This window comes from Pseudomonadota bacterium (assembly GCA_013285465.1).
Classification (GTDB): domain Bacteria; phylum Pseudomonadota; class Alphaproteobacteria; order Micavibrionales; family CSBR16-224; genus CSBR16-224.
This window is the reverse complement of sequence record CP053449.1, coordinates 186,195-209,566: the sequence shown is the minus strand read 5'-3', so window position 1 is coordinate 209,566 and position 23,372 is coordinate 186,195. Positions and strand designations below refer to the sequence as shown.

Here is a 23,372-nt window from a genome sequence, read left to right as displayed (position 1 = left end):
GTGTATGGAATCCGAAAGGGACAATAAAAGGACGATCTGATGAAACTGTTGCGTAATTTCCTAATATCCTGTGTTCTGGCTGTCACAATGACCGCCGCCTCGCCTGCCCGTGATGCCGCAGCGCAGGCTTTCGCCGAAATCGGCACAGGATATATTATCGCAAATTACAATGCCCTTATTACAACTTATCTTCTGTCCCAACCCGCCGATAACAGACCCGCGAAAAACATTGACGGTTATGCGCGGATTTTCGCCTGCCCGCTTGTTGTGGAATATTACAATAACGAATTCGAATGGCGTAAAGTCCGCGAAAATATGAATATGTCGATCAACCGCCTTGACCGCGAATATTTCAGCTATTTCGAATTCAGCGGCTCCGTGGAGCTTGACCCTTACGATTTTGAAAAAGAAATCTTTCCTTTGAACGAGAATGCCTCGCTTCAAGGCATTCGCCTTTTGAATATTTTCCGTTACAGTACACAATCACAACGCGGTGAAAAGAACTGCTCCCATGCATTTGGTAAATCAAAGCAGTTTATTGCCGTACACCTGCCGACCTCTTTCAGCGTCCGGTTGCCAAGTGCCATCAATTTCAAAGAAATTCCGATGACACCGAAAGAGGCGGAAAAATTTGTCAGTATTGTACAGCCGCACGAGAGAACCAACACGCGTAAAGTCCATATCCGTTTCCGTGTACGGCTGGATGCCATCGCCGATATCCGCACCTCCGGAACGGATCAGGAGGAAGTCATTTTTAACGGGCAACTGTTGGAAATGGATGTTTTTGCCGATAAGGAACTGACACAGCATATGGTCAAGATCGAGCTGTAAATAACGGATAAACCAACATCATGTCAAAAAATGACGGCGCAGACGAAACGGAGAAATCGACCGCATCCGGACGCTTGAGCCGTTATGCCCGCGTTTCGACAACAATGGGCGGGCTGGCCGCTAGGCTGGCAGGCGAGAAATATCTCGGCATCGGTATTAACCGCGACAAACACGCCATACAGTTAACGCAAGCACTCGGCAATCTGAAAGGCCCTCTTCTAAAAGTCGCACAACTTCTTTCCACCATTCCGCAGGCACTGCCGCAGGAATACGCGCAAGAGCTGCAAAGCCTGCAGGCCGACGCCCCGCCAATGGGATGGCCCTTTGTACGCCGCCGTATGGCGGCCGAGCTGGGACGCGACTGGCAAAGCAAATTCAAGAGTTTTGACAGAGAAGCCGCGGCAGCAGCCTCCCTCGGTCAGGTTCACAAAGCCGTCACCCTTGCGGGACAAAATATTGCCTGCAAATTGCAATATCCTGACATGGAAAGCGCGGTTGCCGCCGATTTGAAGCAGCTGAAACTGATTTTCCGCATCTTTCAGAAATACGATAACTCCATCTCGCCCGAAGAAATCTATAAGGAAATCTCCGAGAGGCTGTATGAAGAGCTGGATTACCGCCGCGAAGCACGTCACCAGCGTCTCTATGCCCATATGCTGCGGCATGAAAATACGGTGCACGTCCCTGATGTGCTCGAGGAATTGTCCACAGGGCGGCTTTTGACCTCTATCTGGCATGACGGCGGAAAAATTCTTGATTTCAAAACCGCGCCGCAGGAAACACGCGATGCGCTTGCCATGAATCTGTTCCGCGCCTGGTATATTCCCTTGTATAATTACGGCATTATCCACGGCGATCCGCATCCGGGCAATTACACCGTGCAAAAAGACCTGTCAATCAATCTGCTGGATTTTGGCTGTATCCGCATTTTTCCGCCGCGTTTTGTCGCCGGTGTGATTATGTTGTACCGCGCCCTGCAAAATGATGATGAAGACATGGCTGCGCAAGCCTACCGCAACTGGGGTTTTGAAAATCTGACAAAAGAGCTGGTGGATGTGCTGAATATCTGGGCGCGTTTCCTGTACAGTCCGATACTGGAAGACAAGAAACGTCCGATCGGCGAACTCGGTGAAACGGTTTACGGGCGTGACGTCGCCTCAAAAGTTCATAAGGAATTACGCAATATTGGCGGGTTGAAGGTGCCGCGGGAATTCGTTTTTATGGATCGTGCAGCTTTGGGGATGGGATCGATTTTTCTCCATCTTCAGGCACAGATTAATTGGTTTCGCGTTTTTAACGACCTGATTGCAGATTTCTCCCTTGAGACCCTCACAGAAACGCAGAAAGATGTCCTCGGACGTTTCGGTCTTGAGCTCCCGGATGCCGCATAAAGCTTTCAGTCCCGTCCATGCACGGTAAGCCGCATTCATCAACGGGCTGCGGGTATTGTTTTTCACCTCGAAAATATCAATCCCGACCGTCCATGCCGGCTTGACGTAACCCCACAGCGCCATCATTTCCTCTCTGCGTCCGTGCCAAAGCTCCGGCGCAAAAACCTTATCCAGACAGCCGTTCCACGCCGCATAAGCCAAAGGCGCATTCATGCGCCCCTTACATTTCAGAAAATCATCTTTTGCAAGCGTTTCACCGTTGCGGGATAACAGCTCCAGCACCAGATTAAAATTATTCCATGTTCCCTTTTGACACATGGCGTTCTCACCGTTTTTATCCAGCAGGAACAAATCCGATTTTTTCAAACCGTCGCCATACATCTGCAATTTTGAAAAAACCGCCATAAATTTGTCAGGGTCTGAAAACATATGCGGAATATCGTTATAATCAATACCGTATTTTTTTAAGCGGTCTTCGCGCAACTCCTGCCCCATATCATAGGAAACGCAGCGTTTTGCACCGATAAAATCAAAGGCATCCCGCGTCATTTTCGGCATCGGGATGCTGTGCCATAAATCTTCCATTTCATCCAGCCGCCCCGCCCAGTTATCGACGGAAAAAAGCTCTTCCAGCATCTCGATCTGGCTGTCGAGATTATCCACAATTTTGTTGTAGATAATGAAGGAGAAAACCTGCCGCAGATAATCTTTATCAAGACATAGTTTTTGAAACATCTTCTTGGCAATCCCACAGAAATAAAATTTGTACAGTTATATGATACAGGAAATGCGTTAACAAAATGTTGATGAATGAGTGCTGTCATAAAGCTTGAACAATGCGCGGAATTGCGCTATTTCTGGGGCGTAAAAGATTAGCAGGAAAGAGGCAGAGATATGAGCGCGTTACGCAAACCGAAACCCGGCATTATGGAGATCAATCCCTATATCGGCGGCGAGGCAAAAATCGAAGGCATCACACGTTTTATCCGCCTGGCCTCCAATGAAAATGCGCTCGGTTGCAGCCCGCTGGCCAAAGCCGCCTATCTGGGTCATGCGGGTGAACTGCACCGCTATCCCGACGGCAGCGCCGCCGCCTTGCGCACGGCCATTTCCACAACCTACAATCTGGATAAAGACAAAATCGTCTGCGGCGCGGGATCGGATGAGCTGATTTCTCTGCTGATCCGTGCCTATGCAGGCGTCGGTGACGAGGTCCTCTACAGCCGTCACGGTTTTCTGATGTATGCGATCGGCGCAAAAGCCGTCGGCGCCACACCGGTTTACGCCGAAGAACAGAACCTGACCGCCGATGTCGATGCGCTGCTCGCCAAGGTCACGGATAAAACGAAACTGCTGTTTCTGGCCAATCCGAACAACCCGACCGGCAGCTATCTGCCGTCTTCGGAAATCAAACGCCTGCGCGAAAACCTGCCCGAGCATGTGCTGCTGGTGATTGACGCCGCCTATGCGGAATTTGCCGAAAGCCTGCCGACCTACGAAAGCGGCGAAAAGCTGGTCGACACATATGGCAATGTCGTGATGCTGCGCACTTTCTCAAAAATTTACGGCCTTGCCGGATTGCGCCTTGGCTGGGGATATTTCCCCGCCGATGTCGCTGACGTCATCAACCGCGTCCGCGGCCCTTTTAACGTCAATGCCGTTGCCCAGATTGTCGGTATTGCTGCACTCTCCGACCATGATTTTCTGCAGCAATCCATCGCGCATAACACGCAGTGGCGGGCATGGCTGGCGGAAGAACTGCAAAAACTGGGCATCGGCACACAGCCCAGCGCCGGCAATTTCCTGCTGGCTGATTTCGGTGCGGAGGCGGAAAATATCCGCCAAAAACTGCGCAATCAGGGCATCTTCATCCGCCAGATGGGCGCTTACGGTTTGGCGGAACATCTGCGCATTACCGTCGGACTGGAAGACGAAAACAAAGAACTATGCCGTGCCCTCGGCGAGATTTTAAAAAACTGACCACGACACCCACCAAACCGAAAAGGACGCGCCATGACCCAGCATAGCCGGAATGTCAAAAAATCAGCGGAGATTATCCAACAGACAATCAAAGGAGACATGCCGCGTCTCGCCATCATCCTCGGCTCCGGCCTTGGCAGTTTTGCGGATAAGCTGGAAAATGCCGTCACCATTCCCTATAAAGACCTGCCCGGCTTTCCGGTGCTGACGGTCGAAGGCCATAGCGGCGATCTGGTCGCAGGCGAGCTGGACGGCGTACCGCTGATCTGTCTAAAGGGACGCGTCCACACCTATGAAATCGGCGCCGCAGGCGAAACCAGTGACTTCCTGCCGCTGAAAACCATGATCCGTACGCTGAAAGCGGCAGGTGTGGAGACGCTGATGACAACCAGCTCCTGCGGCAGCCTGCATGATGACATGCCCCCCGGCTCAATCATGGCCATTATGGATCATATCAATCTGATGGGCATTAATCCGTTGCTGGGCGAAAACGAGGATGAATTCGGTCCGCGTTTCCCCGCCATGACAGGCGCATGGAATAAAACGCTGCGCGCCGCACTGAAAGATTCCGCCGACAAGATCGATCTGCGTCTTTATGAAGGCGTGCTGGCGGCCTTCCGCGGCCCTTGTTTTGAAACCCCTGCCGAAATCCGCATGGCGCGCACGATCGGTGCCGATGCCGTCGGCATGTCCGCCGTGCCGGAATGTATTCTGGCCGTACATTGCGGTTTAAGCGTCCTTGGCTGTGCCGTTATTACCAATATGGCGGCAGGCATGCGTGATGAAACGCTCAGCCATGAACATACGCTGTCCGGTGCAAAACTGGCACATCAGAATCTGACGGCATTGATCGAGGATTTTGTCGTGCGCTTTCACAACACCGCTTTGGCCGCCGCTTGAGCCTATGGACATTATCGACAGCCCGTCACCCAATGCAAACAGCCGTAACCTGCCCGATGGGCAGAACGCGCCGGATATGCTGATCCTGCATTACACCGATACCAAATCGGCTTTCGAGGCATTATCCATCCTGCAAAATCCGGAAACGGAAGTCAGCGCCCATTACCTTGTCGATGAAGACGGCACGATTTATCAGCTTGTCGAAGAAGAAAAACGCGCATGGCATGCGGGGAAATCCTATTGGGACGGCAAAACCGATATCAACTCCCACTCCATCGGCATTGAAATCCAGAATCCGGGGCACAGCAACGGCTACCGTGAATTTCCCGCGGAGCAAATGGAAGCCGTCACCGCCCTGTGCCAAGAAATCATGGTGCGGCATGATATCCCCGCCGCAAATGTGCTGGCACATTCCGATATTGCCCCCGGGCGCAAGCGCGACCCCGGTGAGTTATTCGACTGGGAATTTCTGGCTAAAAGAAATATCGGCATCTGGCCCGATGTCACGGAAGAAGACAAAACCCGCGCCGCCGCAGCCCTGAAAGAGGAAGGCGGGCTGACAAAGCTTTTCGCAAAATTCGGCTATAATCCCGATCTGCCGCTGGAAACCCTGCAGGATGCCTTCGCCCAGCACTTCACCCGCGACAGCACAAAAACCGACAGCCCCGCAGAATTGCTGACATCCCTTATCCGCAAAAAACGTGAAACCCGCAAAACATTCTAAAGCGGCAGAATAACGGAAACCGCCAGCCCTTTTTTACCATCCTTGCGCGGCATCAGCGTGATATGGCCGCCATGGCTGTGAATAATATCCTGCGCCACCGACAGACCGAGGCCGATACCGCCGGTTTCGGGATTGCGTGACTTTTCCAGCCGCACAAAGGGGCGGAACACCTCGCCGTAAGACTCTGCGGGAATGCCGGGGCCGTTATCCTCCACCAGTATTTCCGCCAGATCATTGCCAACCTCGTTCTGAACCAAATTGAGTGACACGCGCACTTCCGTGCCGTATTTACACCCGTTATCTATGATATTACTCAAAGCACGCGACAGCGCCGAGGCTTTTACCTCGCATTGTATTTCCGGCAGGGTTTCGACATTGCACAGAATTTCCCCGCCCTGACGGCGGGCATTTTCAACAATACTGGCCAGAAAACGGTTCAGGGAAACGGCTTCACCTTTTTCATCCTGCTCGCCGCGCGCAAAGGCCAGATATCCTTCCAGCATTTTTTCCATTGCGTCCAGATCACTTTTCAACGCCTCCGCCGTTTCACGGTCTTCCAGCATCTCGATTTCTATTTTCATACGGGTAACGGGTGTGCGTAAATCATGTGAAATACCGTTCAGCATCGCGGTGCGCTGCTCCACCTGACGGCGGATACGTTCACGCATTTTCAGAAAGGACACCCCCGCCTGCCGTACTTCCAGCGCCCCTTCGGGACGAAAATCCGGCGCATCCATCCCGCGCCCGAAACTCTCCACCGCCACAGCCAGCCGCCTGATCGGACGCACCTGATTGCGCATAAACAAAACCGCAATCGTGAACAGCACCACGGCACTGCCCAGCATCCACAGCACAAAAATATAGGATGTCGCCGTATAAAGACGGTATTCCGGCATATCAATCACTAGAACGCCGCGCTGTTCAAGCCCGATACGAATCTGGATCATCTTATGCCGTTCCGACGGCGTGCCGACCAGAAAATCATGCGGCACAACACTCTCCAGCCTCGCGATCATAAGCGGCGCAATATCAAACCATTTCCCGATTTTTCCGTGCTGCCCCGATAATGCCGCCTCAGGGTGGTAATAAATAACAAAACCGGTGCCGCCCATTATTTCATTCAGCCGCTGCGTCAGGTCATCCGCCGAAACTTGGCCGTGAAGCCCGTCAAACTCGCGCAAGACAATCGAAATATCCCCCGCGACAGCCATGGCCAGCCTTGTGCCGACCGCGTCCCAGTGCCGCTCCATAAAAATAAAGAAAACAATCGCCTGCAGCAGCATCGCCGGAATGATGATAATCATCATCGTCCGCCAAAGCAGCGTGCGCGGCAGGTACCGTTTTAAGAATCTGCCGTAAGGAAGGTGAATGCGCATAAAATATGACCGTACTTATTTCTGACGGTAATTCGGTGCCTCGCGTGTGATCTGCACATCATGAACATGGCTTTCCAGCACACCCGCATGGGTGATTTGCACGAATTCCGCATCGCGTTTCAGCGTCTCGATATCCGGCGCACCAAGATAGCCCATTGCCGAACGCAATCCGCCCAGCAGCTGGTAAATCACAGTTTCGACCGCGCCGTTATAAGGCACGCGGCCCTCGACACCTTCGGGAACCAGTTTACCCAGCCCCATATCACCCGATTGCGCATAACGGTCGGCAGAGCCTTTCGCCATCGCGCCAAGCGACCCCATACCGCGATAGCTCTTAAAGGCGCGGCCCTGATAATAGATAATCTCGCCCGGCGATTCATCCGTTCCGGCCAGAAGTGAACCGACCATCACGGCATTCGCCCCCGCACCGATAGCTTTAGCAATATCGCCGGAATATTTGATGCCGCCATCGGCAACAACCGGAATATCATAGGTTTTGCAGGCATGTACTGCGGCTTTGATCGCGGCAAGCTGCGGCACGCCGACACCGGCGACAATCCGCGTCGTACAGATTGATCCCGGACCGATACCGATTTTAACGGCATCCGCCCCCGCTTCGATCAAAGCGCCCGCACCCTCGGCTGTTGCCACATTACCGGCCATCACCTGAATATCTTTGGAGCGCATCTGGCGGATTTGTTTCACAGTCTCGATCACCGCCTTGGAGTGACCATGCGCCGTATCAACAACAACCAGATCAAGCCCTGCATCCGCCATCGCCATGGCGCGGTCAATCCCGTCCTTACCGACGCCGACAGCAGCAGCCACCAGCAAACGGCCATCATCATCCTTACTGGCAAAAGGGTTTAAAATCGCGCGTTCGATATCCTTCACGGTAATCAGTCCGGCACAGCGCCCTTGCTCATCGACCACAATCAGCTTTTCCAGACGGTGTTCATGCAGCAACTGCTTGGCTTCCTCCCGGTCCGTTCCTTTCGGGACGGTAATCAGATTTTCATGCGTCATCAGCTCTTTAACAGGGCGTTCGAATTCCTCGACAAAGCGCACATCGCGGTTTGTCAGGATACCGACAACCTTTTTCGACGGCTGCTCCACAACGGGGATCCCGGAAATGCCATAGGTTTTCATCAGATCCAGCGCTTCCGCCAGAGAGGATTCCGGTGAAATCGTAATCGGGTCCGTCACAATTCCCGATACATAGCGTTTAACGCGCCGGACTTCTTCCACCTGCTTGCCCAAAGGCATGCTTTTGTGAATCACGCCGATACCGCCCGCCTGCGCCAGCGCAATGGCCATCGGTGCTTCGGTGACCGTATCCATCGCCGCCGAAATCAACGGTGCATTCAGCGTAATTTTTTTGGTCAGCTGTGTTTTCAGCGATACCTCGGACGGGATCACCTCGGATTTCCGCGGCACCAGCAATACATCGTCAAAGGTCAAAGCCGCCGGCGGATTAAATTCATGAATCATTTTTTCTTACACTCCCGATCAAAAGGTCAAAATTCGTCCTGCTTATCTTATCCGCGGAAACCCTCTCCGACAATATACATTTCAGAAGAATCTTTACGGCTGGCATCCGGTTTTACATGGCGCACCTTTTTAAAGTCTCTTTTCATCGCATCCAGCAATGTTTTCTGCGCACCGCCCTGCAATATTTTCGCAAGAAATATGCCATCGGGCGCCAGCACCTCACGCGCAAATTCAAAAGCCATCTCCGCCAGCGCCATAATGCGTATATGATCGGTCGTCCTGTGGCCTGTCGTCGGCGGTGCCATATCGCTCATCACCACATCAGCCTGTCCGCCCAATATCTGCTTCAGCACTTCCGGCGCATCGTCATCGGTGAAATCTTTCATAAGAATCGTTGTTTCGGGAATTTCATCCATTTCCAGATAATCAATCCCTACAACCACGCCGCCGGTTGAGGACGGCTTTACCTTATCTGCCGCCACCTGCATCCAGCCGCCCGGCGCAGCGCCAAGATCGACAACCCGCCGCCCCGGTTTAAACAAGCCCAGCATGTCATCCAGCTGTATGATTTTAAAAGCGGCGCGGCTGCGGTATCCATGCCGTTTAGCCTCCGCCACATAAGGGTCGTTCAACTGCCGCGCCAGCCAGCGCGTCGAAGAATTTTTCCGTCCGCGTGCCGTGCGCACGCGCTTCTTCTTTTGCAAACCGCGCGGCGGCTTGCCTTTTCCTGTTCCCGAACCCGAGCCTGCTCCTGATGAAGATGGCGGTGCCATTTTTGATAATTCCTAAAGATAAAAATCTTTTTGCATGTTAACTTTTCGATAATCTTCTCTTGCTACGATAAAGTCTGCGTCACCAAGGTGCAATTAAAAACAGGAAAAACAAAGCAGACAAGCTTATTGGTGTTGAGAGAGAGGCGCGATAAATGGATTACAGCATTCAGGATTTAGCAAGTAAAATGGGCTTTGAGGTATTATCCGAAGACGGACAATACACAGCCTCCTACAGCGATGCCGCGAACCCGATGATCAACGGTGTCGCCGAAATCCGCATGGAAGAAGACGGTCGCCTGTTCTCCGCCTCCCTGTATCACCGCCGCGGCGATTACGAAGCCGATGACGGCCAGATTTACAAAGATTACGAAGAAAATGTCGAGATTCGCGCCATGCGTATCGGCAGCGGTGATGTGTTCCGCATCATCCATATGGAACTGGACGGACAAACCCATCATGCCGGCAATCAGGCGATGATTGAACTGGGTCTGTGCATTTTTCACAGCCGTATTGTCGATATTCAGGAAGGCGCTGCCGCACAGTATATCGAAAGCGCCATGGCCGTCAATGCGGAAGCGCAATCTCCGGTTCTGGGACATTTTCGTGAAAATATGGATTTCTCGCCGCAAAGATCAACCGGTGTCGTTATTGCCTTTCCCGGACGGCGCGCTGAGGGTCACAAGCAAAAAGGCTTAACTGTCTAGCTCTTTCACGGTTTTATAACCGCTCTTCATATAATCCCATCCGGTAATGACGGTCACAACAGCCGCCAATACCAGCCCGTAACGGCCGATTTCCTCGGCATAAGGCACCAGCGTCGGACCGTAAGGTCCCGCAATCAGAAACCCCAGAAACAGCATTTGCACGGTTGTTTTCCACTTCGCCAGCTTTGTCACCGGCACGGTAATTTTATACGGGCCGAGAAATTCGCGCAGCCCCGAGACCATAATCTCGCGCGCCACAATAATAATTGCCGCCAAAATCCAGTAACCCTGCAAATGGCCGAATCCGATCACCAGCATCAGCGATACGATCACAATCAGCTTATCGGCAATCGGGTCAAGAAACCGCCCGAAATCGGAGGTTTGTTTCATGGTGCGGGCAAAATACCCGTCCAGATAATCACTGGCACCCGCCAGCGCAAAAATCACGACCGCCGTCCAGATCGCCGTCGCCCCCCCGATATAAAACAGCACCACCAGCAGCGGCACGACCACCACCCGGAAGATTGTCAACATATTCGGTAAGTTTGTCAGCACGTCGGAACCGCCTTTTATAGGTTTATTTTTGTTGTTTCAAGAATCACTTTATTCCCTTGCCAGACTATAGGTTTAGCGGAAATATTCATAGATTTTTCTGGCCATTTCGTGACTGATCCCCTCCACAGTCGCAATATCGGCGATCCCGGCCTCCGATACCGCACGGGCAGAGCCGAAATGTTTCAATAATGCTTTCTTGCGTTTCGCACCGATACCGTCAATATCATCCAGCGGTGTTTTATGCGCGGCATTTTTGCGGCGCGTTCTATGTGCGCCGATCGCGAAACGATGTGCTTCGTCACGGATACGCTGGATAAAATACAGCACGGCATCCCCCTCCGGCAGGGATAGCGGCGCGGCTTTGCCGGGCAGGAAAATTTTCTCGCGCCCCGCATTCCGCTCCACACCTTTGGCAACCGCCACTATCGGCACATCCGCAATCCCCAATTCCTCAAAAATCGCCAGCCCCGTTGACAGCTGCCCTTTGCCGCCATCCAGAATCACAAGATCAGGCCACAGATTTTTACTCTTATCCGGATCATCTTTCTGCACGCGGGCAAAGCGGCGGCGCAAAACTTCCCGCATCATGGCATAATCATCACCCGGCGTCAGACTGCCCTGCGCAATATTGAATTTACGGTAAAACTGTTTTTGAAAACCTTCTTCGCCGGCAACGATCATGGCGCCAACGGCATTGGTGCCGGAAATATGGCTGTTATCATAGACCTCGATCCGCGTCGGCGCCGCCGCCAGCCCCAGAATTTTCGCCAGTTTTTTCAACAGCTGTTTTTGTGTCGCCAGTCCGGATACGTAGTCACGGCATTGTTTTTCAGCCTGCAGTGCGGCCTGTTCGATCATCTCCCGCTTGCGCCCGCGTTGCGGCACCAGGATGGCGACCTTCTTCTCCTCCTGTAATGATAACGCCTGTGCAATAAGATTTTTCTCGCGCGGTTTCACATTCAGATAAATTTCCGGCGGCGCCGGATGGCTCTCATAAAACTGCAATAAAAAGGCCGTCATAACATCCGCATCTTCCGCATCGACATCATGCCGCGGATAAAAAGCATGATTGCCGTAATATTGCCCCGAACGGTAAAAGAAACTAAGAATACAGCTGCGCCCTTCCTGCTGGTGAATGACGATAATATCGGCATCCTGCAACCCTGCCGCATGGAAACCCTGCCGCGACTGCACAGCAGACAAAGCGCGAATCCGGTCGCGGTACTGCGCCGCCTTTTCGAAATTCATCGCATCGCTTTCCTGCTGCATTTTTGCCGCGAAGTCTTTTTGAATCTCCGCGCTTTTGCCCGTCAGAAAATTCTCGGCCATTTTCACCTGTGCCGCATAATCCTCTTTACTGACATAACCGACACAAGGCGCCGTACAGCGTTTGATCTGATATTGCAGACAGGGGCGGCTGCGCGTGGCAAAATCATGGTCGGTGCAGTTCCGCAGCATGAAAGCCTTTTGCAACAGCGCCAATGTGCGGTTCACATCCCCCGCCCCGGCAAAAGGGCCGAAATAGTCACGATTCTTCCGCTTTGCCCCGCGATGTTTCAACACCCGCGGATAATCATGGTCACTGGTAATGGCGATATAGGGGAAGGATTTATCATCGCGCATCAGGATGTTATAACGCGGCTTCAGCTTTTTGATCAGATTGGTTTCCAGCAGTAGCGCCTCCGCCTCCGTCGCCGTCACGGTAAACTCCATCCGCACCGTTTCCGCCACCATTCGTGCCAGCCGCACCGTCAACTGCCGCGCCCGCGTATAGCTTTGCACGCGCTTTTTCAGCTCTTTCGCCTTGCCGACGTAAAGCGCTTCACCGTTCTTATCGAGCATACGGTACACCCCCGGATCAAGCGGCAATCCGGCGGCAAATTCTTTAATGATTTTTATCCCCTCCGCAAGAGAAGGCGGAACGGCCTCACGCGTTTTTGTCATTTTTATTGCACGATCTGCTTTTTTTATACGGCTCTTAACAAAATAATAACTTTTCACTGCTGTAATGGGAACAGGAAGTCGCTTTATAACGACTTTCACAGAGGAAAAGGACAAACGGCCTTTCTTATATTTTGTGGGTGTAAAAAAACCGGAATGCGTTCCAAAGCGCATCCCGGTTTTTCTTTGTCCTTATTCCGCTTTTCAGGCGGCCTTGTTCACCAAATTCTTATGTTCGGCAACAAGATCATCCACAACAGACGGATCCGCCAGCGTTGAGGTATCGCCCAGCTGGTCATGCGCACCTTCCGCCACTTTACGCAAAATGCGGCGCATAATTTTACCCGAGCGGGTTTTCGGCAGACCCGGTGCCCATTGAATAACATCAGGCGTGGCAATCGGACCGATTTCCGTCCGTACCCACCCGACCAGCTCGCGGCGCAACTCTTCATTCGGCTCTTCGCCGCTGTTCAGCGTGACATAGGCATAGATACCCTGCCCTTTGATGTCATGCGGATAACCGACAACGGCGGATTCCGCCACTTTTTCATGCGCGTTCAAGGCTTCCTCGATTTCCGCCGTTCCTAGGCGGTGACCCGAGACATTAATCACATCATCCACACGTCCGGTAATGCGGTAAAAACCGTTCTCATCGCGGCGGGCACCGTCACCCGTGAAATATTTTCCGGGGAAGGTCGAGAAATAGGTCTGCACAAAACGCTCATGGTCTTTATAAACACTGCGCATCTGTCCCGGCCAGCTATCCAGCATCACCAGATTACCTTCCGCGACCTGATCCGTGATAATATTGCCTTCACCATCGACCAGCGCAGGCTGTACACCAAAGAACGGGACAGTTGCAAAAGACGGTTTCATATCGATCGCACCCGGCAACCCGCTAATCAGAATACCGCCCGTTTCCGTCTGCCACCACGTATCCACAACGGCGCAGCGTTTATCGCCGACGACATCGTAATACCACAGCCATGCTTCTTCATTAATCGGCTCACCGACCGAGCCCAGAATACGCAGGCTTTTGCGGCTGGTCTTTTTCACCGGCGCATCGCCTTCGCGCAGCAGCGCGCGGATTGCCGTCGGTGCGGTATAGAAAATATTCACCTCATGCTTGTCCACAACCTGCCAGAAACGGCTCCAATCAGGGTAATTCGGCACGCCTTCAAAAACCAGCGTGGTCGCACCATTGGCCAGCGGGCCGTAAACAATATAGCTGTGTCCGGTGACCCAACCGACATCCGCCGTACACCAGTAAATATCACCATCGTGATAATCGAACACATATTCATGCGTCATCGCGGCATAAACCATATAGCCGCCGGTCGTGTGCAGCACGCCTTTCGGCTTGCCCGTTGACCCTGACGTATAAAGAATAAACAGCGGATCCTCCGCATTCATTTCCTCAGCTTCACAATCCGTCGATTGCGCATCGCACAGCTCACGGTAACAAATATCGCGGCCGTCTTTCCAGCCGGTATTGCCGCCCGTATGTCTCAGAACGATAACCGTGTGAACATCCGGGCATTCTTCCAGCGCCTTATCGGCATTCGCTTTCAGCGGAATTTTCTTGCCGCCGCGTACGCCTTCATCAGCCGTAATCAGCACATCGGATTCACAATCCAGAATACGGTCAATCAGACTTTGCGGCGAAAAGCCGCCGAAAACAACCGAATGCACCGCACCGATACGCGCGCAGGCCAGCATCGCATAAACCGCCTCCACAACCATCGGCATATAAATCGTGACGCGGTCGCCTTTTTTTACACCGCGGCTTTTCAGACCGTTTGCCAATTTGCAAACTTCGTCTTTCAGCTGTGCATAAGTCACTTTTTTACTGTCTGCGGGATTATCACCTTCCCAGATCAACGCCGTCTGCGCGGCGCGGGCAGGCAAATGGCGGTCAATACAGTTATAAGCGGCATTCAGCGTGCCGTCTTCATACCAGCGCACATGGACATGATTGTTAAAATCGGTATCTTTCACTTTGGTATAGGGTTTGAACCAGTCAAGACGCTTGCCCTGCTTGTCCCAAAAACCTTCACTGTCTTCGACGGATTCTTTATACATCCGGTCATAATCGGCACGGTTGATTTTTGCCGTCTCTTTAATATGTTCCGGAACCGGAATCGTCATATGCTGGGTATGTTGTTCTGTCATGGCTCTCTCCTATAGGTTTTAAATAAATCCCACATGCTTGAATATGGCGGAATCATAGAGAATCCCGCGAAAAACTGCAAGAGCGTTACCGCCACGCAAAACCGCAGGGAAGAGCTGCACGAAAAGTTCTTGCAAGAACCATAAAAATATAGCATATTACTTGCTCCAACATTATACATAACAATGCGAAAATTAAATTTTATGAATTTGATCGTGCTCACTATTCAAAGAAAGGCGTAAAAGAATGACGAAACCGCAGAAAGCCAAAGGTAAAAGCAAAACCGCAAAAGCCGCTGTCGGAAATGACAACGATCTGCGTCCGTGGCTGAAAAACTATCCCGTCGATGTCGATTGGCATCAGGAATTCGAAAAACGCCCGATGACCGATCTTTTGGACGACGCCGTTAAAGAGCATGGCGATAAAACCTTCCTGTCCTTCATGGGCAAAAAATACACCTATAAAGAAGTCGGCGAAATGGCCGATAAAGCCGCAAAAGGCTTTCAGGATATGGGCATTAAAAAAGGCAGCAAAGTTGCCCTGTGCCTGCCGAACAGCCCCTTTTACGTCGCCTCTTACTACGGCGCGCTGAAAGCCGGTGCCACTGTTGTCAATATGAACCCGCTTTACGCAAAAAATGAACTGGAACATCTGATTCAGGACAGCGATGCCGAAGCCGTTGTCACGCTGGACATGGAATCGATCTATCCGAAATTCGGCGATCTGGTCGGCAAAGACGACAACAAGCTGAAAAAAATCGTTACCTGCAGCCTGTCCGAAGCACTGCCCTTTCCGAAAAACTACCTTTTCGGCCTGAAAACATGGCTGGATAAAGTGTTCAAGGGCAGCAAAATGGCACCCGAGGCAAAACAGTTTAAAGCAAAACTGCCGAAAGACGATTCGCACACCACATTCGGCAAATTGCTGAAAAATGACGGCAAATTCAAGCCCGTCACGATTGACCCTGAAAATGATATCGCCGTTCTGCAATATACCGGCGGTACGACAGGCCTGCCGAAAGGCGCCATGCTGACCCATGCCAATCTGTATGTGAACACGCAACAGACCAAAGCATGGTTCGATATGGGTACGGGTAACGAAAAAGCCGCCACAGGCGAAAAGAAGCAGGATCAGGTTCTGGCCGTTCTGCCCTTCTTCCATGTTTTTGCCATGACGGCGGAAATGAACCTGTCGATTGCCATCGGCGCAGAGCTGAATATGAAGCCGCGTTTCGAACTGAAAGACACGATCAAAACCATCCACAAAGACAAACCGACGATTTTCGCCGGCGTTCCCGCCATCTACAAAGCGATTGCCGATGATCCGTCCTTGTCGAAATATGATCTGTCCTCGCTGAAATACTGCATTTCCGGCGGCGCACCTTTGAGCGACGAGCTGAAAAAGGATTTCGAAGGCAAAACCGGCTGTGTGTTGTTTGAAGGTTACGGTCTGTCCGAAACCTCACCGATGGCGACCGCCAATCCGCTGAAGGGTCTGCAGAAAGCCAATTCCATCGGCCTACCCGCACCCGGAACGGAAGTCCGTATCCGCGACCCCGAATTCCCGACAAAAGACCAGCCGGTCAATGTCAAAGGGGAAATCTGCCTGCGCGGTCCGCAGCTGATGAAAGGCTACTGGAAACGTGATGACGCGACGAAAGAAGCGATTGATAAAGACGGCTTCTTCCACACCGGCGATATCGGCTATATTGATGATGACGGTTTCGTCTTTATCGTTGACCGTATCAAAGACATGATCATCACCAATGGTTATAACGTCTATCCGCGTAATATCGAAGATGCTCTGGCACAAAATCACAGCATTTCCGAAGTCCTCGTGATCGGCGTACCGGATGACAAACGCGGCGAAGTTGCCAAAGCTTTCATCGTGATGAAACCGGGCGAGAAAGAGCCGAGTGTTGATGAGGTCAAAACATTCCTGAAGGACAAATTGTCCCCGATCGAAATGCCCAAACAATTCGAATTCCGCAAAGAGCTGCCGAAAACGCTGATCGGTAAACCTGACCGCAAAGCTCTTGCCGAAGAAGAAAAGGCCAAGCGCGAAGCTGCTGCGAATGAGAATAAGGGCGGTAGCGATGCGGCACCGACCACGCTGCGCAAACGCAACGCCAACCGTTTTGGCATGTAATATATAAGAAAACGCCCGTCACTCTCGTGAAAGAGGCGTTCCAACGAAACAGGACTGCGGCGCAGAAATGCCCGCAGTCCTTTTCTTTTGCAGCATTTTACGTTAAAATATCTGCAAGCGACTTGCGGCACCTCCGCCGCGCCGATCTATAACACCTCCGTCCCTGCGCTTTCTGCGCGCCCTGAAAAATCTTTCTTTTTAAGGAGTGTTCTTAAAATGTCCCAAAATACCCAAAATGCCGGTCTTGGCCGCTTTCTTCAAGACGGCCTCACCGTTGCCGTATTTATCGGCCTGCTGCTGACATTGCAAGCCGCCGTCATGAAAGAGCAGGCACAGCTGCATCAGACAGCCCCTGTCACAATTGCCGCCATTCCCGATGTAACTGATCTGATGGTCGCCGGAAATACGGCAGACAGCCATAATTTCGACTTGTCGGAGCTTTACGCCGCGCGTTACGTCTCCGAAGCCGAAATGCACGATCTGCAAAATATCGCCCCGGCAGCCGGCGACTGATTTTTTTTTCAAAAAAAATAAAAAATAACGCGGGGTCAGCCCGCCGTGATGCGTTTAACTTGTATGAGAAACGCGAAACCCATCATAGCGGCGTATATGCCGGAAGAAGAAACATCTCCTATGCGGAATGATGATGACAAAGTCGTAGCACTTCCGGACGAGCAGAAAAATGCTGCGGAAGATCAGGAATTAATGGAACGTATCGGCAAAGGCGATTCCGAAGCCTTTCGCCTTTTCGTCAACCGCCATCTGCGCCGCACGGTGCGTTTTGCCGCGCAAATGACCGGTTCTGCCGATGATGCCGAAGATATCGCGCAAACGGCTCTGCTGAAATTATGGGACAATGCGGCCTCATGGACGGCAGCGGCAAGGGTTACGACATGGCTGCACCGCGTCACTTACAATGCCTGTATCGATCATTTGCGCAGCGAAAAACGGCGCAGTAAATACCACCATGATGCGGGCATGTTACTGGAAAGCCGGGATGACGACACCGCCGAAAAAGATATGCTGAAAGCCGGGCTGGAGGCCTGCGTGCGCGAAGCGCTTGCGGAACTGCCGGACAGACAAAAAGCCGCACTGATTCTTTGTTATTACGACGGTACAAGCCAGCGCGAAGCTGCAGAAATACTGGATGTTTCCGAGAAGGCGGTCGAATCGCTGCTATACCGTGCGCGGGAATCGATGCGTCATCGCCTTGGCGGAATGTTAGAAGAAAGGGGCTACCATGACCACAAAACCGATTAGCGAAAAATATCTGGACAAATTGCTGGATATGGCCGCAGACGCGCCTGATTACAATCACGAAAAACTGGCCGCAAAGATCACGGCGCAGGCAGCGCAATCTTGCCGGGAAGGTGAAGACACGGGCGGTTTCCTGTTCATCACCATAATGAAACATCCGTTTTTAACGGCAGGGATCACTTTTTCCATCGCCGCATTAGGTCTTTTTACGGGGCTAGGGGCCGAAATACTTTACGGCGAATTGCAAGCGGCCGCGCTGCTTGCCGATACGCCGGTGGATTTCCACACATCACTGCTTTTGATTTGAAAGGAGAGCGAAGATGACTGCAACGCAAAATAATACCGGAAAAAAACGCTTCAAAACAGGCAATATCATTCTGGCCGTCTCTCTGACGCTGAACCTGTTTTTTGCCGCATTTGCCCTCGGCAGCACGGCACTGGCTGACGCCGCAGGCGCGGTTCGCCCGCTGGCACAATTGAAACAGGTCTGGGTATCGCTAACCCCCGAAGGAAAAGACATCATCCGCGAGGCCTTGCTGGCGCGCAAAGATACAATGAAAGCCAATGCCGCAAAGGGACGCGAATTCCAGCTGGAATTTGCCGCGATTATTGACGGCGATGCCGTGGATGAAACAGCGCTGGATGCGCTTGTCGCAAAAAAAGAAAATTTTGCCGGCAGCCTGCGTGAAGATCTCCGCGGGACAATGCGCACAACATTATCCGCACTGCCCGCAGTAGACCGCCACATAATTGCCGAAGCCATCCGTAATCACGAACCGAAGGCCAATATGTTCATCGACAAGCTGATGACAAAATTACAGAATGCCGATTCGAAATTGCCCGCAACGACCGAAGAAACACCTGTGGAATAAGTATCTTACGGCATAATAATAAAAAGGCGCAGCACCGGATAACGGGCTGCGCCTTTCTCTTTACTCTTCTTTTGGTGCTATATATAAGTGTTTGTTTATAAATAAAAAATAACTTTCATACCGTCATTTATTTTACTTTTTTTGCCGTTTCTGGTATTATGTATTTCATAATTTACGGGGTAAGGGCCGTATTTTATAGAACGGGGAGAAAATAATGACGGACACAACCAATACGCCATCCAAAAACAGCTATAAGCTGACGCGTCTTTTGCGCGACGGCGTCATTATGGTCGCGCTGCTGGCAGGGGTCATGTTTCTGCAAACGGAAGTCAGAAAACAGATCAATCCGCTTTATCAGGAAGGTGCTTCTTTCGCTGAAAAGAAAGGCGATCTCGCCGCCCTCTATAAAGTGAACAGCCTTGGCCAAATCCAGAACGACCCCGGTGCCATTCACCGCGATGCGCCGATCTTCCAGACTGCTGATGATTTCGATAGGATTGAACCCGCAGGCGGTGAATAAATAACTTTCTCAAGCAATTTGAAAGCTTCTATTCCTCAAACGCTTCCCATTAAACACTCCCCATTGCGCCCGCATAAGATGCGAGCTTCTTTCGCTGCGGTCCTTCGGGGAATTTTTCCTGAAGATTTTTTATCAAATCTGTCGTCTTGCGACTATTCGCGCCTTCCCGTGCCGCATCATCGGCATAGCCGTATTGTTTTAAAAGACCGCAGTTAATAGCATAGCCGGGCGTCTGACCGTTTGCCAGCGATGTGCCGATAGCTTCTGCCAGAGCGTGTTTATTAACACCTTGCGCCAGACCGACATAATGGAAGCCGATCCCCGCTTTGGTCAGGGATTCCGGCTCCAAATCACCGGCGGCGATCATCTCTCCCAGTTGTTTTGCGGGTTTCATGTCTTTGTCAAATTGGACTGCCGCTTCCACCACATTCAGAAAATGGCGGGATTTTTCCTCATCATAGCCGGATAAAATCATATAACCGCCCTGCGAATAATAAGTATCGTAGGAATGGCCGCCGTTTTCGCAATTATCCAGTTCGATATATTTTTCCCACCCCATGCTATCCCCCTTTTGTCTGAAACGGTGTTCTCACACGTTCATTATAAGGCAGATGCATTAAAGAAATATTACGCTTCCGGCACGAAAAAGAATCAGAACAACTTCACCAGCAACTCGGCGATCTGTACGGCATTCAAGGCCGCACCTTTACGCAGATTATCAGACACAATCCACATATTCAGGCTGTTCTCGGCGCTTTTATCCTCACGGATACGGCTGACAAAGACATTATCATCTCCGGTAATTTCCGCAGGCGTGATATAACCGTCCTGTTCGTCATTCTTGTCAATCACCAAAACGCCCGGCGCATCACGCAGCGCTTTCCGCGCCTGCGCAGCACTGACGGGTGCGTCAAACTGGATATTAACGGATTCCGCATGGCCGATAAAAACCGGTACGCGCACACAGGTTGCACTAACCTGAATATCCGGCGACATAATTTTCTGCGTTTCCACCACCATCTTCCATTCCTCTTTGGTGCTGCCGTCTTTCTGGAACACATCGATTTGCGGAATGACGTTAAAAGCGATTTGCTTGAAAAAACTTTCTTTTTTCAGCGGCGCATTCATATAAACGGCACGTGTCTGGTTAAACAGCTCGTCCATCGCCTCATGCCCCGCACCGGATACCGACTGGTAGGTCGATACGACAATCCGGCGGATCGGTGCCAAATCATGCAGCGGTTTCAGCGCCACCACCATCTGGATTGTCGAACAATTCGGATTAGCAATAATGTTTTTCTTTTTGTAGCCGTCCAGCGCTTCCGGATTCACCTCCGGTACAACCAGCGGCACATCGGGATCCATACGGAATTGCGAGGAGTTATCAATCACAACCGCCCCTGCCGCCGCCGCACGCGGCGCAGCCTGTTCCGCGATTTTTCCGCCCGCAGACATCAGAACAATATCAACCTTTTTAAAATCGAAATCATCCAGCGCATGAACTTTCAGAACCTTATCCTCACCGAACGAGACTTCTTTGCCCGCCGAACGCGCCGAGGCAATAGCATAAATTTCACTGACGGGGAATTCACGCTCAGATAGCGTTTTCAGCATTTCACGCCCGACATTTCCCGTTGCACCGACAACAGCGACTTTATAAGACATCAGTTCCAATCCCTTTTACATTTCCGTGTGAAAACGATACGCTTTTTAATGCAGGCTTTGCCTGCCCCAGTCAAGACAGATAAATACAAGAACATATATGCGGTACCCACATGACCGGCACTACAGATAGCACAGACGAAGAGGGACGTCCATCTCATGAACTGAATGACGCACAGTCGGATTTCCTTGCCGTTGTCAGCCATGAAATCCGCACGCCGATGCAAAGCATCTACGGTCTGCTGGAACTGATTCTGGAGGAAAATTCCGGCAATGAAACCGAAAAAATGGCACATACGGCAAAAGACGCCGCCACAGGTCTGCTGGAAATTCTGGATGACATCCTCGATCTTGCCAAAATCAATGCCGGAAAACTGGTGCTTGAGCCGCTGGAAATTCCCTTAAGAACGCTGGCATACGGCATTCTGGAATGTATGGAGGTCAAGCTGCATGGTGACCGTGTCAGCCTGACGGCGGACATCGCCGAAGACGTTCCCGCCGTCGTCGCCGGTGATCCGAAACGGCTCAGACAGGTCTTGCTGAATCTGGTCGGAAATGCCATCAAATTCACCACCCGCGGCAGCGTGAGTTTAACCGTCAATTGCCAAACGCAGGAACTTCCCGCGCCGGAACAACATATGGTCGGGCTGCGCTTTGAAATCCGTGACACCGGCCCGGGCATGTCACAGGATGTCGCGGAAAAACTGTTTCAGCCTTTCACACAGGCCGACAGCTCCACCACACGAAAATACGGCGGCACGGGGCTGGGGCTGTCAATCTGCCGCAAGCTGGTTGAGCTGATGGGCGGCATTATCGGTGTTGACAGCACCCCCGGTCAGGGCAGTGTTTTCTGGTTTGAAATTCCCGCCGCACCTGTCAGTTCCGAAAATTTCGCGTCCCTGCCCGATCTTGCCGGTCTTGCCGTTTTATCCGTTGAAGATCATCCGGCGGCGGCACGGGAAATCGTCGCCTGTCTGACATCTATGGGCGCGAAAGTTGAAAATTGCGGCACTTATGAGGCCGGCTTAAAACTGCTGGAACAGCGCAGTTTTGACGTTGCCATTATCGATCAGGGACTGCCTGACGGGCTGGGCGTCGATCTTGCAAAATATGCCGCGGAAATCCGCCCCTTTACAGGCATCGTCATCTATACCGCGCGTGATGATGCGGGGCTGCAGCATTCGGCGCGGGCGCTGGGCGCCACCTATCTCGGCAAACCGGCCAGCCGTCTGGGGCTGGGGGAGGCCGTCCGCGCCGCCGCCCGCAATGCCGCCCAATATATTTCACAAAGACCGCACCGCATTCTGATCGCCGAAGATAACCCTTCCGTCCGCGATGTGCTGGAAAGGCAATTCGTCCATCTTGGCATTCAGGCGGATTTTGCCGAAAACGGCATCGAGGCCATGAACAAACTGGCGGAACGGGATTACGGATTATTGCTGACCGATCTGCATATGCCGGAAATGGACGGCTATACGCTGGTGGCAAGACTGCGCGCCATCGAAGAGGATGAAAACCGCACCACACTTGATGAGCGCCTGCCCATTATCGCCCTGACAGCCGATGTCCAGCTGTCACGCAGACAGGTTTACCTGTCGCGCGGTTTTGATGAATGTCTTCTGAAACCGATTTCTCTGGGACAGATGCGGCGGCTGCTGATCCGCTGGGGTCTGCTCAGCGAACAGGCGGAGGACGTTCCCGCACAGGCACAAAATAATGCAAAAAGCATTGATGACAGCACCCCCATTGATGCGGAAGCGGCAAAAGAACTGCTCGGCGGTTTTGATGAGGCCGCCATCATGGAAATGCTCGGCTTTTTCGTCGAGATGACGGAGCCCCTCATCGATAGCCTTGAGAAATCCCATAAAAACAAAGACTTAGAGAAACTCGAAGAAGATGCACATAGTTTAAAAGGCGCGGCGCATTCCGCCTGCTGCACGGCACTGGGGCAGGTCGCCGCAAAGATCGAAACCTGCCTGCAGAACGGCGATACCGTCCCCGCAGAGGATATCCGCCGCGTCAAAGACGAATTTACCCGCATAAAGGCTTATCTGAACACGCTTTGAGCCTAATTTAA

21 protein-coding genes are annotated in these 23,372 nt (G+C 52.0%); 13 read left to right on the top strand and 8 right to left on the bottom strand.

The window, feature by feature from the left end:
• Window positions 1-39 precede the first annotated feature (39 nt).
• From HND56_00990 to HND56_00970, 5 genes are all read left to right on the top strand, one after another.
• Window positions 40-831, top strand: coding sequence for a DUF4852 domain-containing protein (locus tag HND56_00990; GenBank protein ID QKK04342.1), 792 nt, complete (start codon window positions 40-42; stop codon window positions 829-831).
• Between the two features lie 20 nt (window positions 832-851).
• Window positions 852-2,222 (top strand): AarF/ABC1/UbiB kinase family protein, encoded by a 1,371-nt coding sequence (locus tag HND56_00985; GenBank protein ID QKK04341.1) that lies wholly within the window; start codon window positions 852-854, stop codon window positions 2,220-2,222.
• Between the two features lie 894 nt (window positions 2,223-3,116).
• Complete coding sequence (locus HND56_00980) at window positions 3,117-4,202, top strand: histidinol-phosphate transaminase (GenBank protein ID QKK04340.1); 1,086 nt, start codon at window positions 3,117-3,119, stop codon at window positions 4,200-4,202.
• Window positions 4,203-4,235: 33 nt separating this feature from the next.
• Complete coding sequence (locus tag HND56_00975; GenBank protein ID QKK04339.1) at window positions 4,236-5,102, top strand: purine-nucleoside phosphorylase; 867 nt, start codon at window positions 4,236-4,238, stop codon at window positions 5,100-5,102.
• 4 nt (window positions 5,103-5,106) lie between these two features.
• Window positions 5,107-5,826: an N-acetylmuramoyl-L-alanine amidase gene (locus tag HND56_00970; protein QKK04338.1), complete on the top strand. Its 720-nt coding sequence runs from the start codon at window positions 5,107-5,109 to the stop codon at window positions 5,824-5,826.
• On the opposite strand, the gene HND56_00965 is transcribed toward HND56_00970, so the two are convergent.
• From HND56_00965 to HND56_00955, 3 genes are read right to left on the bottom strand one after another with little or no spacing between them, the layout of a single operon-like run.
• Window positions 5,823-7,202 (bottom strand): HAMP domain-containing protein, encoded by a 1,380-nt coding sequence (locus HND56_00965; GenBank protein ID QKK04337.1) that lies wholly within the window; start codon window positions 7,200-7,202, stop codon window positions 5,823-5,825. The genes HND56_00970 and HND56_00965 overlap by 4 nt on opposite strands.
• Before the next feature lie 15 nt (window positions 7,203-7,217).
• On the bottom strand, window positions 7,218-8,693 hold the full coding sequence (gene guaB / locus HND56_00960) for an IMP dehydrogenase (protein ID QKK04336.1): 1,476 nt from the start codon (window positions 8,691-8,693) through the stop codon (window positions 7,218-7,220).
• Between the two features lie 47 nt (window positions 8,694-8,740).
• On the bottom strand, window positions 8,741-9,466 hold the full coding sequence (locus HND56_00955; protein QKK04335.1) for an RlmE family RNA methyltransferase: 726 nt from the start codon (window positions 9,464-9,466) through the stop codon (window positions 8,741-8,743).
• Window positions 9,467-9,618: 152 nt separating this feature from the next.
• Between HND56_00955 and HND56_00950 the strand changes: the two genes are divergently transcribed.
• A complete protein-coding gene (locus HND56_00950; GenBank protein ID QKK04334.1) occupies window positions 9,619-10,170 on the top strand; it encodes a hypothetical protein in 552 nt (183 codons plus the stop codon).
• Here the strand turns inward: HND56_00950 and pgsA are convergent.
• The 3 genes from pgsA to acs form a co-directional block, all read right to left on the bottom strand.
• Complete coding sequence (gene pgsA, locus HND56_00945) at window positions 10,159-10,704, bottom strand: CDP-diacylglycerol--glycerol-3-phosphate 3-phosphatidyltransferase (GenBank protein QKK06516.1); 546 nt, start codon at window positions 10,702-10,704, stop codon at window positions 10,159-10,161. The two genes, HND56_00950 and pgsA, sit on opposite strands and share 12 nt — an antisense overlap.
• A gap of 93 nt (window positions 10,705-10,797) precedes the next feature.
• The gene (gene uvrC / locus HND56_00940) at window positions 10,798-12,669 is read right to left on the bottom strand and encodes an excinuclease ABC subunit UvrC (protein ID QKK04333.1); all 1,872 of its coding nucleotides are present in this window, start codon (window positions 12,667-12,669) and stop codon (window positions 10,798-10,800) included.
• 201 nt (window positions 12,670-12,870) lie between these two features.
• Complete coding sequence (gene acs, locus HND56_00935) at window positions 12,871-14,838, bottom strand: acetate--CoA ligase (GenBank protein QKK04332.1); 1,968 nt, start codon at window positions 14,836-14,838, stop codon at window positions 12,871-12,873.
• Window positions 14,839-15,082: 244 nt separating this feature from the next.
• Between acs and HND56_00930 the strand changes: the two genes are divergently transcribed.
• The 6 genes from HND56_00930 (at window position 15,083) to HND56_00905 (ending at window position 19,633) form a co-directional block, all read left to right on the top strand.
• A complete protein-coding gene (locus tag HND56_00930) occupies window positions 15,083-16,984 on the top strand; it encodes a long-chain fatty acid--CoA ligase (GenBank protein ID QKK04331.1) in 1,902 nt (633 codons plus the stop codon).
• Window positions 16,985-17,200: 216 nt separating this feature from the next.
• Window positions 17,201-17,497: a hypothetical protein gene (locus HND56_00925; protein ID QKK04330.1), complete on the top strand. Its 297-nt coding sequence runs from the start codon at window positions 17,201-17,203 to the stop codon at window positions 17,495-17,497.
• Between the two features lie 96 nt (window positions 17,498-17,593).
• The gene (locus tag HND56_00920; GenBank protein QKK04329.1) at window positions 17,594-18,244 is read left to right on the top strand and encodes a sigma-70 family RNA polymerase sigma factor; all 651 of its coding nucleotides are present in this window, start codon (window positions 17,594-17,596) and stop codon (window positions 18,242-18,244) included.
• Window positions 18,225-18,548, top strand: coding sequence for a hypothetical protein (locus HND56_00915; protein ID QKK04328.1), 324 nt, complete (start codon window positions 18,225-18,227; stop codon window positions 18,546-18,548). Before HND56_00920 ends, HND56_00915 begins: the two co-directional genes overlap by 20 nt.
• Window positions 18,549-18,561: 13 nt before the next feature.
• Complete coding sequence (locus tag HND56_00910; protein QKK04327.1) at window positions 18,562-19,113, top strand: hypothetical protein; 552 nt, start codon at window positions 18,562-18,564, stop codon at window positions 19,111-19,113.
• Window positions 19,114-19,327: 214 nt separating this feature from the next.
• Complete coding sequence (locus tag HND56_00905) at window positions 19,328-19,633, top strand: hypothetical protein (GenBank protein ID QKK04326.1); 306 nt, start codon at window positions 19,328-19,330, stop codon at window positions 19,631-19,633.
• A 49-nt stretch (window positions 19,634-19,682) separates the two neighbouring features.
• On the opposite strand, the gene HND56_00900 is transcribed toward HND56_00905, so the two are convergent.
• Window positions 19,683-20,192: a hypothetical protein gene (locus tag HND56_00900; protein QKK04325.1), complete on the bottom strand. Its 510-nt coding sequence runs from the start codon at window positions 20,190-20,192 to the stop codon at window positions 19,683-19,685.
• Window positions 20,193-20,284: 92 nt separating this feature from the next.
• Window positions 20,285-21,298, bottom strand: a complete 1,014-nt coding sequence (locus HND56_00895) for an aspartate-semialdehyde dehydrogenase (protein ID QKK04324.1) — start codon at window positions 21,296-21,298, stop codon at window positions 20,285-20,287.
• Between the two features lie 110 nt (window positions 21,299-21,408).
• Here HND56_00895 and HND56_00890 point away from each other — a divergent pair, with 110 nt between their 5' ends.
• Complete coding sequence (locus tag HND56_00890; GenBank protein QKK04323.1) at window positions 21,409-23,361, top strand: response regulator; 1,953 nt, start codon at window positions 21,409-21,411, stop codon at window positions 23,359-23,361.
• The last annotated feature ends 11 nt before the right edge of the window (window positions 23,362-23,372 follow it).